We start from the raw sequence: 13867 nt of genomic DNA, 5'->3' as shown, positions 1-13867 counted from the left end.
GCCGTTGCGCGCCCATGGGCGAACTGTTGCGTCCGCCGCGGGGTCGGCGGCGATTCGTTGCGCGCCCCCGTGCGGCGCCCGTGGCCGGGGGGTGGACGCGGCACCGGGGACCGTGCTGCCCCTCCGTTCCGCCTGCGCGGAGGCCGCCATGAACCGCCGTGCGAAGCGCCTGAGGGCCGCCGCGTGGGCATAACGGTCGGGCGGGCCCCGGGGTCACAGCTCCCGGAGCCGCGCGACGATCTCGCGCAGCAGCTCCGGGTCGGCCGCCGGCCCGCCCGGTCGGCGCGGTGCGCCGACCCACACCAGTCCGGCCCCCGCCAGGTCGGCGAGCAGCACGCGGACGACGGTCAGGGGCAGGTCGGCGTGCGCCGCGAGCTCGACGACCGGCAGCGGGCCCCAGCGGCGCACCAGGTCGAGCAGAGCGGCGCGGGCGTGGTCGACGCCGGGTCGGGCCAGGCCGGACTCCACGGCGCTGACCTGGGACAACAGGGTGACGGTGGGCCCTCCTGAGGGCCGGGTCCGGCCCCGCGTGACGGTATAGGGGCGCACCATCGAGCCGGTCTCGTCCTCATACCAGTGCTCGTCGTCGGTCACGGCAGCGGGGACACGTCGTCCGTCCGCTCGAGCACCTCCGGCTCTTGGGACTCCAGGTTCGCAAGTACTCCTTCCGGCAGCAGCACGGTGGCCGTGGTCCCGCCGTACGGGGACTCGTGCAGCGTCACCTCGATGGCGTGCCGTGCGGCGAGCCGGCCGACCACGTACAGACCGAGCCGGTCGTGGCGGGACGGGTCGAAGTCGTCGGGGTGGCTGAGGATGCGCAGGGCCCCGTGGAGCGGTCCGGAGCGGAGGCCGGGCCCCCGGTCGTCGATCCGCAGCACGAAACCGCCGCGTTCCCGGCCGGTGCGCAGGGTCACGCGGGTGTGCGGGGGCGAGAACACGGTGGCGTTCTCCAGGAGTTCGGCGAGGAGGTGGACGACATCGGCGACGGCGTCCGCCGTGATCCCCACCCGGTCCATGGGCGGCACCTCCACCCTCGTGTAGTCCTCGATCTCGCTCACGGCGGAGGAGACGATGTCGGCCACGGGCACGGGCCGACGCCACCGGCGGCCCGGGGCCGCGCCGGAGAGGATGATCAGGTTCTCCGCGTGGCGCCGCATCCGGGTGGTGAGGTGGTCGATGCGGAACAGCTGCTCCAGCGCCTCGGGATCCTCCGTGCGCCGTTCCAGCGTGTCGACCAGCTTCAGCTGGCGGTGCACCAGGGCCTGGTTGCGCCGGGCGATGGTGAGCAGCACGGCGAACAGCCCGCGGCGCAGGGTGGCCTGCCGGACGGCGGCCTCGACGGCGGCGAGCCGGGCGGCGTTGAAGGACCGGCCGACCTGGCCGATCTCGTCGGGTTCCGCCTCCGCCTCGGCCAGCGGCGGTGCCTCGACAGCCGCGTTCACCTCCTCGCCGGCGCTCAACCGTTCCATGACGTCCGGCAATTGGCGGGTGGTCAGCAGGTCGGCGGAGTCCCGCAGCACCTCCAGGCGGCGGGAGATGCGGCGGGCGCCGCGCACCGCCCACCACAGGGACAGGCCGATGGCCGCCAGCCCGAGCCCGCCCACGACGGCTGCCTCGATCAGTTCTCGGTAGGCGAAGGCACGGCCACGCTCGGCGGAGTTGAGGGCCGCCTGGGTGCACAGTTCCATGTAGCGCTTGACGGCCCGGTCGGTGGTCGTACGCCAGGCCTCGGCCGCGACTGCCTCACCGGCACGCTCCGGCCCCGCCTCCAGCAGCGCGTCCTCGCTCCGGGTCAACGCGCGGTGCAGCTCGCCGCGTTGGAACTCCTCGAACAGCACCCGTGAGTCGGTCGGCAGGTCGGCCACGTACGTCCGCTCGAAGACCCGGCGGTGTTCGACGGTCGCGGTGAGTGTGGCGTACTGCCGGTCGGTGAGCCGGCCGGCCGCACGTGCTCCGGCCACGAGGGCGTCCTCACGGGAGACGAACTCCCGCACCCGGACGAGCTCGACGACGACCTGCGCCTCCCGCGCGAGCTGTCCGGCCTGCAGTGCGGTGAGTGCGGACTGCACGTCGAAGCCGGGTTCCACGAGCGCGCCGTACGCGTCGACGGCCCTGTCCCAGGAGATGTCGCGGGACAGGACCCGGTGGCGCAGTTCCTCGAGTTCGTCGGCGGCGCCGACCACGGCGTCGAGGGCCCGGCGCTGCCGACCGGAGAGCCGACCGCGGTCGCCGTCTCGGATCGCGTGGCGCATGGCGTTCACGGCACGGTCGGTGCGGCGCTGCTGTTCCATCAGGTCCGGGGCCGCGGACGTACGGTGGCCGGCCCCCAGGTACGTGGCGGCGAGCCGCCGTTCGATCTGGATCTGTCCGATCGCCGTGTCGACGGGTGTGCCGAAGTCCTCGTACACGCCCTGCAGCCGGATCAGTGCGCGCAGTTCTCCGGTGACCGACACCATGGTGAAGGTCCACAGCACCAGCAGGGCGAGCGCCGGGGCGAACGCGAGCGCGACGATGCGGGCGCGGACCGTGGTGGGGCGGCCGATGAGCCGACGCATGGCTCTCTCCCAGGATGCTCGGATGACTGGGCAGCGAAAACGGCCACCGACGGTGTTACCAGTCGGTAGCGAGGCGCACAACCTACGGGACGCCGCGCGGCGAGCGCAATGGCCTCACGAGCATCAGGAGCAACGCCGTCACCAGATACGGCAGCGCGAGCACGGCGAAGGCCGTGCTGTGTCCGCCGCGCGAGGCGATCACCGCGTAGCCGCCGAACGCCGCGACCGTGGCCAGCTCGGTGCCCAGTCCCGCGACCGAGGTCAGGGTGGCCCGCCCGGTGTCCGCGATCCGCCGCTGGAGTCGCGCGTCGGCCAGTACGGTCGCCGCCTGGAAGCCGCCGAAGGCGAGGGCGACGAGCACGAGCCCGGCCGTCGTGCCCGCGGCGGAGCCGAGGGCCAGGAGCAGTCCGGAGCCCGCGAGCAGGCTCGCGAGTCCGGTCGTGCCGAGGCGTTCGCCCTCCCCGGCCAGCAGGCTTCCGGCGGTGGCGCCGGTCCAGATCAGCAGGAGCAGCCAGGGAACCGTCCCGTCCGCGACGCCGGTGTCCCGCACCAGCAGCGGCGTGTACTCGTCGAGGGCGCCCCAGACCGCGCCCACGGCCGGTACGAGCAGCAGCGCGCCGCGCACCGACCGGTCGGCGCGGGCCTCGGCGAGCCCGGCGCGCAGGGGTGCGGTCCAGCCCTCGTGCCCGGTCGCCGGGCGGCGGTGCTCCGGGAACCGGAGGGCCGTGGCCGTGGTCAGCACGCACCCCAGGACGCTGGCGGCGCCGACGGCGGTGTGGCCGCCCCAGGCCAGCACCGGACCGGCGAACCCCATGGCCGCCATCACGGCGACCAGTCCCGCCGCGCGGGCGCGGCCCATGACGCGGGCGTAGCGGTCGGCCGCGCCGAGCCGCTCCAGTTCGTCGTGGACGAGGGCCTCCAGCGCACCGGAGGCGAGCGCCCCGCCGGCGCCCCACAGCACGAAGCCGGCCGCGAAGGCGCCGTAGGAGGGCAGCAGCACCCACAGGGCGAAGCCGGCTGCGGTGAGCAGCGGGCCGAGCCACAGCAGCAGGCGCCGGGAGACGGCGTCCGCCCAGACGCCGGAGGGGATCTCCAGCAGGACGCCGGTGACCGACCAGAGGGCGAACAGGGAGGAGATCTGCCAGACCGTGAGACCGGTGTCGCTGAACAACAGCGCGTACACCGGGTAGAGCAGCACGAAGTCTTCGAGGAACGCGTAGCCGTACAGCGTGGTCGTCAGCCGTCGGACGCGGGGGTCGGGCGCACGCGGGGGCGTGAGAGTCATGGGGCCTTCCCGTGAGGGTGGTTCGGACACCGGACGTGGAGGACGTACGGCGCCCGGGGAGGCCCACGGGAGGCACGAGGGGTGGATCAATGTCGCCAGGTCATGGCATCGATGGTAGACGCCGGAGCCGGATGCGGTCCGGCGTTTCCGCGCCCGGTCGATATGTCCCGGCCGACGTGTCCGGCCGACGTGTCCGGCCGGACGGTCACGGCTCCGGGACGGGGGTGGAGGGGGCGGCAGCACGTCTCCGCCGCGCCTGAGCCGTTGCCGGGGCAGCCGGGATCGTCCCATGGCCGCTCCGGTACGGGTGCAGGGCGTTCCGGGCCGCGTTCCGGTCGGCGTTCGCCTCGAAGCCGCGGCCGGGGTTCTCGCCTAGGTCGGCGAGCCCGACGAGAAGCGGCGCAGCAGTGGCGACAGCACCAGCACGGACTTGGTCCGCTCGACGAACGGCTCCCCCGCGATCCGTTCCAGGACCCGCTCGAAGTGCCGCATGTCGGCGGCGAAGACCTGGGCGACCGCGTCCGCCTCCCCGGTGACGGTGGAGGCGGACACGACCTCCTGGTAGCGCTCCAGGCCCCGCTGGATGGTCTCCGGGGAGGTGTTGCCGCGGCAGTAGATCTCGACGAACCCCTCGGTCTCCCAGCCGAGGGCGGCGGGATCCACCCGTACCGTGAAGCCGGTGATGGCGCCGGTGGCGCGCAGCCGGTCCACGCGCCGCTTCACCGCGGGCGCGGACAGGCCGACGAGCTGGCCGATGTCCGCGTAGGAGCGGCGGGCGTCCTCGGCGAGGGCGTGCACGATGCGTTCGTCGAGATCGTTCAGCACTGCGGGTGGTTCACTTCGCTTCCGGGAGGTCCACAACGGGATCGGCGGGCCGGGCCGGTACGGAACCGGCCGGGCCCGCCGGGGTCGGTCAGGTCCAGCTGGCGTGCAGCGGCTTGCCCTCGGCGTAGCCGGCGGCGCTCTGGACACCGACGACGGCCTTCTCGGCGAACTCCTCCAGGGAGCCGGCGCCCGCGTACGTGCAGGAGGAGCGGACGCCCGCGATGACCGAGTCGATCAGGTCCTCGACGCCGGGCCGGGCCGGGTCGAGGAACATGCGGGAGGTGGAGATGCCCTCCTCGAACAGCGACTTGCGGGCCCGGTCGTAGGCCGACTCCTCCGAGGTGCGGTTGCGCACGGCGCGCGCGGAGGCCATGCCGAAGGACTCCTTGTAGGGGCGGCCGTCCGCGTCGTGCTGGAGGTCGCCGGGGGACTCGTGGGTCCCGGCGAACCAGGAGCCGACCATCACGTTGGACGCACCGGCCGCGAGCGCCATCGCGACGTCGCGCGGGTGACGGATGCCGCCGTCGGCCCACACGTGCTTGCCGTACTTCCTCGCCTCCGCCGCGCACTCCAGCACCGCGGAGAACTGCGGACGGCCGACGCCGGTCATCATGCGGGTGGTGCACATGGCGCCGGGGCCGACACCGACCTTGACGATGTCCGCGCCGGCCTCGATCAGATCGCGCACCCCCGCGGCGGCGACGACGTTGCCCGCGGCGACCGGGACCTGCGGATCGAGGTCGCGCACCAGCTTCAGCGCGCTGATCATCGACTCCTGGTGCCCGTGCGCCGTGTCGATGACGAGCGTGTCGACGCCCGCCTCCAGCAGCTGCTGGGCCTTGCCCGCGACATCGCCGTTGATGCCGACGGCCGCGGCGATCCGCAGCCTGCCCTGCGCGTCGGTGGCCGGCGTGTACAGGGTGGCCCGCAGGGCGCCCTTGCGGGTGAGGATGCCGGCGAGGCGGCCGTGCTCGTCGACGGCGGGGGCGTAGCGCCGGTTGGCGCCGTCCAGGGTGTTGAAGGCCTCGCGCGGGTCCATGCCGGCGTCGACGAGCAGCAGGTCGCGGGACATGACCTCGGTGAGCTGGGTGAACCGGTCCACGCCGGACAGGTCGGTGTCGGTGACCACGCCGACCGGCCGGTGCTCGTCGTCCACGACGACGCCCGCGTTGTGCGCGCGCTTGGGCAGCAGGGCGAGCGCGTCGGCGACGGTCTGGTGCGGGGCGAGCACGATGGGGGTGTCGAGGACCAGGTGGCGGCTCTTGACCCAGGAGACGACCTCGGTGACGACCTCGATCGGGATGTCCTGCGGGATGACCACGAGCCCGCCCCGGCGGGCCACCGTCTCGGCCATGCGGCGGCCGGCGATGGCCGTCATGTTGGCGACGACGAGCGGGATGGTGGTGCCCGTGCCGTCCGGGGAGCTGAGGTCCACGCTCTGCCGGGAACCGATGGCGGACCGGTTCGGCACCATGAAGACGTCGTCGTACGTCAGGTCGTACGGGGGCTGGATGTCGTTGAGGAAACGCACGTGCTGCACATCCCGGTGGTTCAGAGGTGGCCCCCGGACAGGTCAGCCAGGGGGAAGAGCACGTACTTCATTCTCCCATGACGGACGGAACGCCCTCTCCGGGCGGATCGTCCAGGCCGCGCCGCCGGGCACTGGGAGGAATCTCCGAATGTCCGGGCCGCGGTGGGCGACGGGACGCGGGGCCGGGCAGGCGGGCAGGAGCCGCGGCACCGTGCGCCCGGTGCCGCCGCGCCCGCCCCGGGCCCACGCGTCCCCGGGGCCGGTCAGGGGCCGTCGGGGTCCGAGCGGTTCAGGGCGGACCTGGGGGCCGGTCCCGCCGCCATCAGGTAGTCCGCGGCCGAGGTGTCCGTCACCAGGCTGGTGACGAGCCCGGAGCGCAGCACCGCGTCGATGGCGGGGCCCTTGCGCTGCCCGCCGGCGATCGCGACGACCTCGGGGACCCGGCGGAGCTGGTCGGCGGTGACCGTGATGCACCGCTCGCCCAGGTCGCGGCCGACCCGGCGTCCGTCGGAGTCGAAGAGGTGGGCGGACATCTCCGCGGCGACGCCGAGCGAGGCGTAGTGCGCGCGCTCCTCGTCCGAGAGCATGTCGTGCACCGTCGAGATGCCCGGCTCCCACGATCCGATGGAGACGCAGGCGACCGTGACCTTGTCGAAGTACTCGAAGGCCCGCGCGATGCCCGTCTGGTGGCGCAGCGCCTGAGCGGTGGCCGCGTCCGGCAGCAGCATCGGCGCGTAGATGGGGTGGGCGTCGCCGCCCGACACCTGTGCGGCCCGCCGCACGGCCTCCACCGAGCCGCGCTCGGCGGTCCCGGCGTCGTACACGCCCGTCAGCTGCACGACCGTGCAGGGCGGCAGCCGGTCCAGGGCCGCCGCCATGTGGATGGTGGACCGGCCCCAGGCCAGGCCCAGCACATCGCCCTCGTCGACCAGTTCGCCGAGCAGGTCGGCGGCCACCTCTCCGAGGTTCTCGGGGTCGGGTGTCTCCTCGGCCTCGGCCGGGGACTCCACCACGACGGCGTGCCGCAGGCCGTAGCGGGCGCGCAGCGCGTCGGAGCGCTCCGCGTCCAGCTCGGCGGGCACACGGATCTCGATGCGTACGAGATCCCGTTCGAGGGCGGTCTCCAGGACCCGGGCCACCTTGAAGCGGCTGACGCCGAACTCCTCGGCGATCTGGATCTTGGACTTGCCCTCGAGGTAGAAGCGGCGGGCCATGGCCGCCGCCTGCACCAGCTCAGCGGGTCCCATCCGCATGGCTGAACGGCCCGCCGCCGACATACCCGACACGGCGTTCTCCTCACTGCTGTTCACACTCTGGATTCGCCGTTCATCCTCGCAGATCCGGCGCGGTCGATCAGCCCTGCTGAAAGCCGTTCATGTTCTCGTGGCTCAGTGGTCGCACGCCCAGGACGCCTTGCCCGTGGCGGCCTCGGCCTGGCGGCGCAGTGCGCGCACCGCCTCGGCCGGGTCCGCCGCCCCGTACACGGCCGATCCCGCGACGAAGACGTCGGCGCCGGCGTCGGCGCACTGCTCGATGGTGGAGGCCGAGACCCCGCCGTCGACCTGCAGCCAGAGCTCCAGGCCGTGCTTGCTGATCAGCTCGCGGGTGCGGCGGATCTTCGGCAGCATGATGTCGAGGAAGGCCTGCCCCCCGAAGCCCGGCTCGACCGTCATGATCAGCAGCATGTCGAGCTCGGGGAGCAGGTCCTCGTAGGGCTCGATGGGGGTCGCGGGCTTCAGCGCCATGGAGGCCCGCGCCCCCTTGGCCCGGATCTCGCGGGCCAGCCGCACCGGTGCGGCGGCCGCCTCGACGTGGAAGGTGACGGAACCGGCCCCCGCCTCGACGTACTGGGGCGCCCAGCGGTCGGGGGCCTCGATCATCAGGTGGCAGTCCAGCGGAGTGTCCGTCGCACGGGCGAGCGACTCCACGACCGGCACACCGAGCGTGAGGTTCGGGACGAAGTGGTTGTCCATGACGTCGACGTGGAGCCAGTCGGCTCCCTCGACCGCCCGTGCCTCGTCCGCGAGGCGGGCGAAGTCGGCGGACAGAATGCTGGGGTTGATCTGCGCAGCCATGCACCAAGCCTGCCATGCCCGTCGAGGGTCGGCGGCATCGGCCGGGTTCCGATCCGGTCGCGGGCGGACCGGCCGCCCGTTTCGTTCGGAGCTCCTCGGGGCGGGGTCAGCCGGTCCGGCGGATGAGCGCCAGGTACATGGCGTCGGTTCCGTGCAGATGCGGCCACAGCTGTACGTCGGGGCCCTCGCCCAGCTCCGGGACCCCGGGCAGCAGCGGCCGGGCGTCGAGGAGCTCGGTGTCCGGGAACTGTTTGAGCAGGTCGGCGACGACCGCCCGGGTCTCGGCGAGGTGCGGCGAGCAGGTGGCGTAGCCGACGACGCCGCCGACCCGTACGGCTTCCAGGGCGCCGCGCAGCAGCCCGCGCTGCAGCGGGGCGAAGCCGTCCAGGTCGTCCGGCCGGCGGCGCCAGCGCGCCTCGGGCCGGCGGCGCAGGGCGCCGAGCCCGGTGCACGGCACATCCACCAGCACCCGGTCGAAGCTGCCGGGCCGCCACGGCGGCCGGGTCCCGTCGGCGACGACGACCTGGTACGGGCCGGGGTTCCCGGCCAGCGCCTTCGCGACCAGGCCGGCCCGGTGCGGCTGCTTCTCGGAGGCCAGCAGGGCGGCTCCGCGCTCGGCGGCGAGCGCGGCGAGCAGCGCGGCCTTGCCACCGGGGCCGGCGCAGCCGTCCAGCCACCTGCGGTCCGGCCCGTCCAGCGGGGCGTTGGCGACGGCGAGCGCGACGAGCTGGCTGCCCTCGTCCTGCACTCCGGCCCGGCCGTCCGCGACGGCCGGGATCGCGCCCGGCTCGCCGCCCTCGCTCAGCCGCACCGCGTACGGCGACCAGCGTCCCGGGAGGGCGGCCTCCTCGCCGAGCAGTTCCTCGGTGGTGGCGCGCCCGGGGCGGGCGACCAGGGTCACCTCGGGCCGCTCGTTGTCCGCCCGCAGCAGTTCCTCGATGCCGGCACGGCCGCCGCCGAGGGAGTCCCACAGCGCGGAGACGACCCAGCGCGGGTGCGAGTGCACGACGGCGAGATGGTCCTCGGGGTCCTCGTCGTAGGGCGGCGCGACCCGCTCCAGCCAGCCGTCGAGGTCGTGCTGCGCGACCTTGCGCAGCACGGCGTTGACGAACTTGGCCCGCCCGTCGCCGAGCACCACGCGCGCGAGCTCGACGGTGGCGGAGACCGCGGCGTGCGTGGGGATCCGGGTCCCGAGCAGCTGGTGCGCGCCCAGGCCGAGCACGTCCAGCACGGGCGGGTCCACCTCCCGCAGCGGCCGGTCGACGCAGGCCGCGACGACCGCGTCGTACGTGCCCTGCCGGCGCAGCGTTCCGTACACCAGCTCGGTGGCGAGCGCCGCGTCCCGGGCGTCGAAGTCACCGCCCTCGCGGGCCCTGCGCAGCAACGGCGGCAGGACGAGGTTGGCGTAGGCGTCCCGCTCGTCCACGGCCCGCAGGGCCTCGAAGGCGAGGATGCGGACGGGGTCCTTCTTGGGCCGACGGTAGGGCTTGCCGGGCCTGCGGGGCTGGTCGCTCACGAAAAAGGTGCTCCGGATGTGGGATGAAGTGCGCGGTCCAGCCTACGTCCTCGAAGAAGGCCGAGGTGCGGCCGGAGGGGGGCCGGGCCCCGCGGCCTCAGGCGCCGACCGTCTCCTCCGCGCCGATCCGCGCGCCGCGTGCCCAGTCCGCCGCCCGCATCGGCTTCTTGCCCTGGGCCTGCACCCACAGCAGCTCCACGGCGTGCGAACCGGTGCCGACGTACACGTTGTTCTTGCCCGCGGACACCCGGCCCGGGGCGAGGTCCGTGCGGTCGGGAGCGGGGACGACCTGGACGAGCTTGAGCCGCTCGCCCCGGAAGGTGGTCCAGGCGCCGGGCGCGGGGGTGCAGCCGCGCACGATCCGGCCGACGCGCAGGGCCGGGGCGTTCCAGTCGACGCGGGCGTCCTCGACGGAGACCTTCGGGGCGAGGGTGACCCCGTCGGCGGGCTGCGGTACGGCCTTCAGGGTGCCGTCGGCGATGCCGTCCATGGTCGCGGCGAGCAGCCCGGCGCCGGCGAAGGCGAGCCGGGTGAGCAGGTCGCCGCTGGTGTCGGTGGGGCGGATCTCCTCGGTGACGGTGCCGTAGACCGGCCCGGAGTCGAGCCCCTCCTCGATGAGGAAGGTGGACGCACCGGTGATCTCGTCCCCCGCCATGACGGCGTGCTGCACGGGCGCCGCACCGCGCCAGGCGGGCAGCAGCGAGAAGTGCAGGTTGACCCAGCCCCGCTCCGGGATGTCGAGGGCGACCCGGGGCAGCAGGGCGCCGTAGGCGACGACGGGGCAGCAGTCGGGGGCGATCTCGCGCAGCCGCTCCAGGAACTCCGGGTCCCGGGGCGTCACCGGCTTGAGCACCTCGATCCCGGCCTCCCGCGCCCGCTCGGCGACCGGAGAGGCCACCAGCCTGCGGCCCCGCCCGGCCGGTGCGTCGGGCCGGGTGACGACGGCGGCCACCTCGTGCCGCTCCGAGGCGAGCAGAGCGTCCAGGGCGGGAACGGCGACCTCGGGGGTGCCGGCGAAGACCAGCTTCATGGAGTGGTTCGGGCCTCTCGGGCGGGGACGGATGCGGGCAGCGCACCAGTCTATGGGGGACGACACGTCGGACGAAGCCGAGGCGCAGGCCTGCGCACGGGGGCGTGCGCATATGTCGCCACGCCCCCACCCCGTGACTCATGGGGCGCGTCCGCGTTGGTCAAGAAAGAGTTGACCACATCGGGCCCGGACGCGGCCCGTTCCATTCAACGCCGGTTCGAGAGGCTTGTTCCATGGCCGACCACGCAACCCACGACGCCCAGGCTCGTGCCAGCCTGCACTTGCTGGTGCGGGACATCGAGCGGGTCCGCCGGCAGGTGGACGCACTGCGCACACTCACCGCCCAGCTGGGCAACGTCTACCGCCCGCGCCGTTCCGGTCCCTCCACGGGCTTCGTCGTCTACGGACGTGCCCCGGCTCCGACGGTCCGGCTCGCCCAGGAACTGCGGGACAGCGTCGAGACCCTGGTCACCGCGGCCGTCGACTTCGACCGCTCGCTGGGCTTCTCGTGGGACGCGGTGGGCTCCGCGCTCGGCGTCACCAAGCAGGCGGTGCACCGCCGCTACGGCGCCCGCCGCGCCGCGGCCGCCCGGCCGACCGCCCCGGCCGTGGAGACGGAGCACACCGCGGAGCCGTCGGGGGCCCGCACGGTCAACGTGGGCGCCGGGGTCTCCGCCGTGCCGACGGTGCCGGCCGCCCGTTCCATGCCGACCCAGCCCACGGCGAGCAGTTCGCCCCTCCGCAACGACCCCCGTCCCCCGGCGTTCCCCGCTCCCCCGACCTTCCCCGGCCCCCGCAACGGCTGACCGGCGGTTCCTCGGCGCCGTTCAGCCGATGTCGGGGGGGTCGATCCGCACCCGCACCGGGATGTCGCCCCCGCGGGCCGTGCGCGCCGCCTGGGCCGCCTTCAGTGCGCCGGTGAGCGCCGCTCCGCTGCCCGGCGGTACCCGGATCAGCGCCCGCTCCCAGTGGTCCCCGGGCGGCGAACCGCCCGGTCGCCGGGGGCGGCCGGCGGGGGTGAGGGGCAGCGGGACGGGTCCCAGCACCTCCGCCTCCCCCGGCAGTTCGACCGCGCGGAGGAACTCCGCCACGGCCTCCCCCGGTCCCGACACGGCCGCCATCCGCGACACCGGCGGGAAGCCCAGCTCGGTCCGTTCGCCCAGCTCCCGCACCGCGTGCCCCACCGGGTCCCACCGCACCAGCGCCTGCACGGGCCGCAGCGTCGGCTCGGCGATCACCACCACCGTGCCGCCGGCCGCCTGCGGACGCACCAGCGCCGCCGCGCCGATCCACCGGCGCAGCGCCTCCTCCGCGGCCCGCAGATCGGGCCGGCCCAGCATCGCCCAGCCGTCCAGCAGCAGCGCCGCCGCGTAGCCGCCCTCCGCGACCGGCTCGGCCCCGGGGGTGCTCACCACCAGCGCGGGCGTGTCCGGCACCGTGTCCAGCACATGCTCGCGCCCCGAGGTGCGCACCGGCACGGCGGGGAAGGCACGGCCCAGCTCCTCGGCGGTCCGGCGGGCCCCCACCACCTGGGCCCGCAGCCGGAACCCGCCGCACTCCGGACAGTGCCAGCCGGTCTCCTCACGCCCGCACCACCCGCACCGCAGATCGTCGGCACCGTGCGCCTCCAGCGGCCCGGAGCAGTGCCGGCACCGTGCCGGGGCGCGGCAGCCGGCGCACGCCATCCGGGGGACGTAGCCGCGCCGGGGCACCTGTACGAGCACCGGCCCGTGCCGCAGCCCCTCCCTGAGGGTCTGCCAGGCGAGCGTCGGCAGCCGGGCGGCGCGGGCGGCCTCGTCGCGCGCGAGGTCCCCGTCGCCGACGGTCCGCACCAGCGGCGCGGCGGCCCGTACCCGGTCCCTTCCGGCGACCAGCGGTCCGGCCCAGCCGGTCTCGACCAGCTGGGCGGCCTCCACCGTGCAGCTCCAGCTCCCCAGCAGGAAGCCGCACCTGTCCTGTGCCGCCCGCAGCAGCAGCACTTCGCGCGCGTGCGGCTGCGGGGCGTGCTGCTCGCTGTGGCTGGCGTCGCCGTCGTCCCAGAGCGCGATCAGTCCGAGATCCCGGACGGGCGCGAACATCGCCGCCCGGGTGCCGATCACGGCGCGCACCGAGCCCCGCCGCACGGCGAGCCACTGCGCGTACCGCTTCTCGGGTCCGGCGTCGGCGGTCAGTACGGCGTGCCGTCCCTCGCCGAGGAGCTCGGTGAGCGCGGCGTCGACACGGGCGACGGTCCGGCCGTCCGGCAGGACGACGAGCGCGCCGCGCCCCGAGGCCAGTGTCGCCGCGACGGCACGGGCCAGCTCCTCGCTCCACAGCGGTCCGGGCAGCGCGTTCCACACGGCGCGCGGAGCGCCGCCGGAGGCCAGCGACCGGAGGAAGCCCTCCCCCTGTTCGTACCGGGCCCAGGAGCCCGGTGGGGGCGCCGGGGGCGGCGGTACGGGGTCGGGTGAGGGGCGCCGCTCGGCGCGGGCGTTGCGCGGCGGCACGGCGAGCTGGAGCACGTCGGCGAGGCTGCCCGCGTACCGGTCGGCGACCGCGCGGGCCAGCCCCAGCAGCTCCTCGCTCAGGACCGGCTCGGGCGAGACCACCTGGGCGAGGGCGGCCAGCGGGCCGGAGTAGTCGGACTCGGCGAGTCGCTCGACGAGGAACCCGTCGATCAGCCCCCCGCCCTCTCGGCGTCCCTCGCGCACCCGGTGCCGGCCGGCCCCGAACCGCACCCGCACCCGGACGCCCGGCTGCGCGTCGGCGTCGAGTTCCTCGGGCACCGCGTAGTCGAAGTACCGGTCGAGGTGCAGCACGCCCTTGTCGACCAGGACGCGCGCGACCGGCAGCTGTCCGGCGAGCGCGGCGCCCCGCCAGGTCCGCGGCTTGGCCCGGGGCGTGTCCGCCTTGCGCACGGTCTCGCGGATGAGCGCGAGCTGCTCCGGCGGGGCGCCCCGCGCACCACCGTCCACCTGCCCGTTCTCACTGCTCACGCTTGCATTCTTACCAAACGCGACTGACAACCGGCTGCGCTCCCGCCCCCGGGGACGCGCCGAGGCCCGCCACCC

11 protein-coding genes are annotated in these 13867 nt (G+C 74.8%); 1 reads left to right on the top strand and 10 read right to left on the bottom strand.

Features of this window, described 5'->3' with window-relative positions; genetic code table 11:
- Positions 1 to 213 precede the first annotated feature (213 nt).
- The 9 genes from ACWEQO_RS15845 to fmt all read right to left on the bottom strand — a co-directional run bounded on the left by ACWEQO_RS15845 (position 214) and on the right by fmt (position 10817).
- A complete protein-coding gene (locus ACWEQO_RS15845; protein ID WP_361457929.1) occupies positions 214 to 594 on the bottom strand; it encodes a DUF742 domain-containing protein in 381 nt (126 codons plus the stop codon).
- Positions 591 to 2555 (bottom strand): sensor histidine kinase, encoded by a 1965-nt coding sequence (locus ACWEQO_RS15840; RefSeq protein WP_452983243.1) that lies wholly within the window; start codon positions 2553 to 2555, stop codon positions 591 to 593. Before ACWEQO_RS15840 ends, ACWEQO_RS15845 begins: the two co-directional genes overlap by 4 nt.
- 82 nt (positions 2556 to 2637) lie before the next feature.
- A complete protein-coding gene (locus ACWEQO_RS15835) occupies positions 2638 to 3840 on the bottom strand; it encodes an MFS transporter (protein WP_452983240.1) in 1203 nt (400 codons plus the stop codon).
- A gap of 372 nt (positions 3841 to 4212) precedes the next feature.
- Entirely contained in the window at positions 4213 to 4665 is a 453-nt protein-coding gene (locus tag ACWEQO_RS15830; RefSeq protein ID WP_109379437.1) for an Lrp/AsnC family transcriptional regulator, read from the bottom strand.
- An 88-nt stretch (positions 4666 to 4753) separates the two neighbouring features.
- A complete protein-coding gene (locus ACWEQO_RS15825) occupies positions 4754 to 6196 on the bottom strand; it encodes a GuaB1 family IMP dehydrogenase-related protein (protein ID WP_452983346.1) in 1443 nt (480 codons plus the stop codon).
- 263 nt (positions 6197 to 6459) lie between these two features.
- Positions 6460 to 7506 carry a sugar-binding transcriptional regulator gene (locus ACWEQO_RS15820; protein ID WP_452983237.1) on the bottom strand — a complete coding sequence of 349 codons (1047 nt, stop codon included), beginning with the start codon at positions 7504 to 7506 and terminating at the stop codon, positions 6460 to 6462.
- A 78-nt stretch (positions 7507 to 7584) separates the two neighbouring features.
- Positions 7585 to 8271: a ribulose-phosphate 3-epimerase gene (rpe, locus tag ACWEQO_RS15815; RefSeq protein WP_361457917.1), complete on the bottom strand. Its 687-nt coding sequence runs from the start codon at positions 8269 to 8271 to the stop codon at positions 7585 to 7587.
- Between the two features lie 106 nt (positions 8272 to 8377).
- The gene (locus ACWEQO_RS15810) at positions 8378 to 9787 is read right to left on the bottom strand and encodes an RsmB/NOP family class I SAM-dependent RNA methyltransferase (protein WP_452983234.1); all 1410 of its coding nucleotides are present in this window, start codon (positions 9785 to 9787) and stop codon (positions 8378 to 8380) included.
- 97 nt (positions 9788 to 9884) lie between these two features.
- The gene (fmt, locus tag ACWEQO_RS15805) at positions 9885 to 10817 is read right to left on the bottom strand and encodes a methionyl-tRNA formyltransferase (protein WP_361457911.1); all 933 of its coding nucleotides are present in this window, start codon (positions 10815 to 10817) and stop codon (positions 9885 to 9887) included.
- Positions 10818 to 11050: 233 nt separating this feature from the next.
- Here fmt and ACWEQO_RS15800 point away from each other — a divergent pair, with 233 nt between their 5' ends.
- Positions 11051 to 11623 carry a hypothetical protein gene (locus ACWEQO_RS15800; RefSeq protein WP_452983231.1) on the top strand — a complete coding sequence of 191 codons (573 nt, stop codon included), beginning with the start codon at positions 11051 to 11053 and terminating at the stop codon, positions 11621 to 11623.
- Between the two features lie 21 nt (positions 11624 to 11644).
- On the opposite strand, the gene ACWEQO_RS15795 is transcribed toward ACWEQO_RS15800, so the two are convergent.
- On the bottom strand, positions 11645 to 13792 hold the full coding sequence (locus ACWEQO_RS15795) for a primosomal protein N' (protein ID WP_452983228.1): 2148 nt from the start codon (positions 13790 to 13792) through the stop codon (positions 11645 to 11647).
- Positions 13793 to 13867 lie beyond the last annotated feature (75 nt).

The organism is Streptomyces sp. NPDC004051 (assembly GCF_053604275.1).
This window is presented reverse-complemented; position numbering and strand designations above follow the sequence as displayed.

Excerpts from the sequence above, each read along its gene's own strand:
- ACWEQO_RS15840 (WP_452983243.1), bottom strand. The coding sequence starts at position 2,555 with ATGCGTCGGCTCATCGGCCGCCCCACCACGGTCCGCGCCCGCATCGTC.
- ACWEQO_RS15835 (WP_452983240.1), bottom strand. The coding sequence starts at position 3,840 with ATGACTCTCACGCCCCCGCGTGCGCCCGACCCCCGCGTCCGACGGCTG.
- rpe (WP_361457917.1), bottom strand. The coding sequence starts at position 8,271 with ATGGCTGCGCAGATCAACCCCAGCATTCTGTCCGCCGACTTCGCCCGC.
- fmt (WP_361457911.1), bottom strand. The coding sequence starts at position 10,817 with ATGAAGCTGGTCTTCGCCGGCACCCCCGAGGTCGCCGTTCCCGCCCTG.
- ACWEQO_RS15800 (WP_452983231.1), top strand. The coding sequence starts at position 11,051 with ATGGCCGACCACGCAACCCACGACGCCCAGGCTCGTGCCAGCCTGCAC.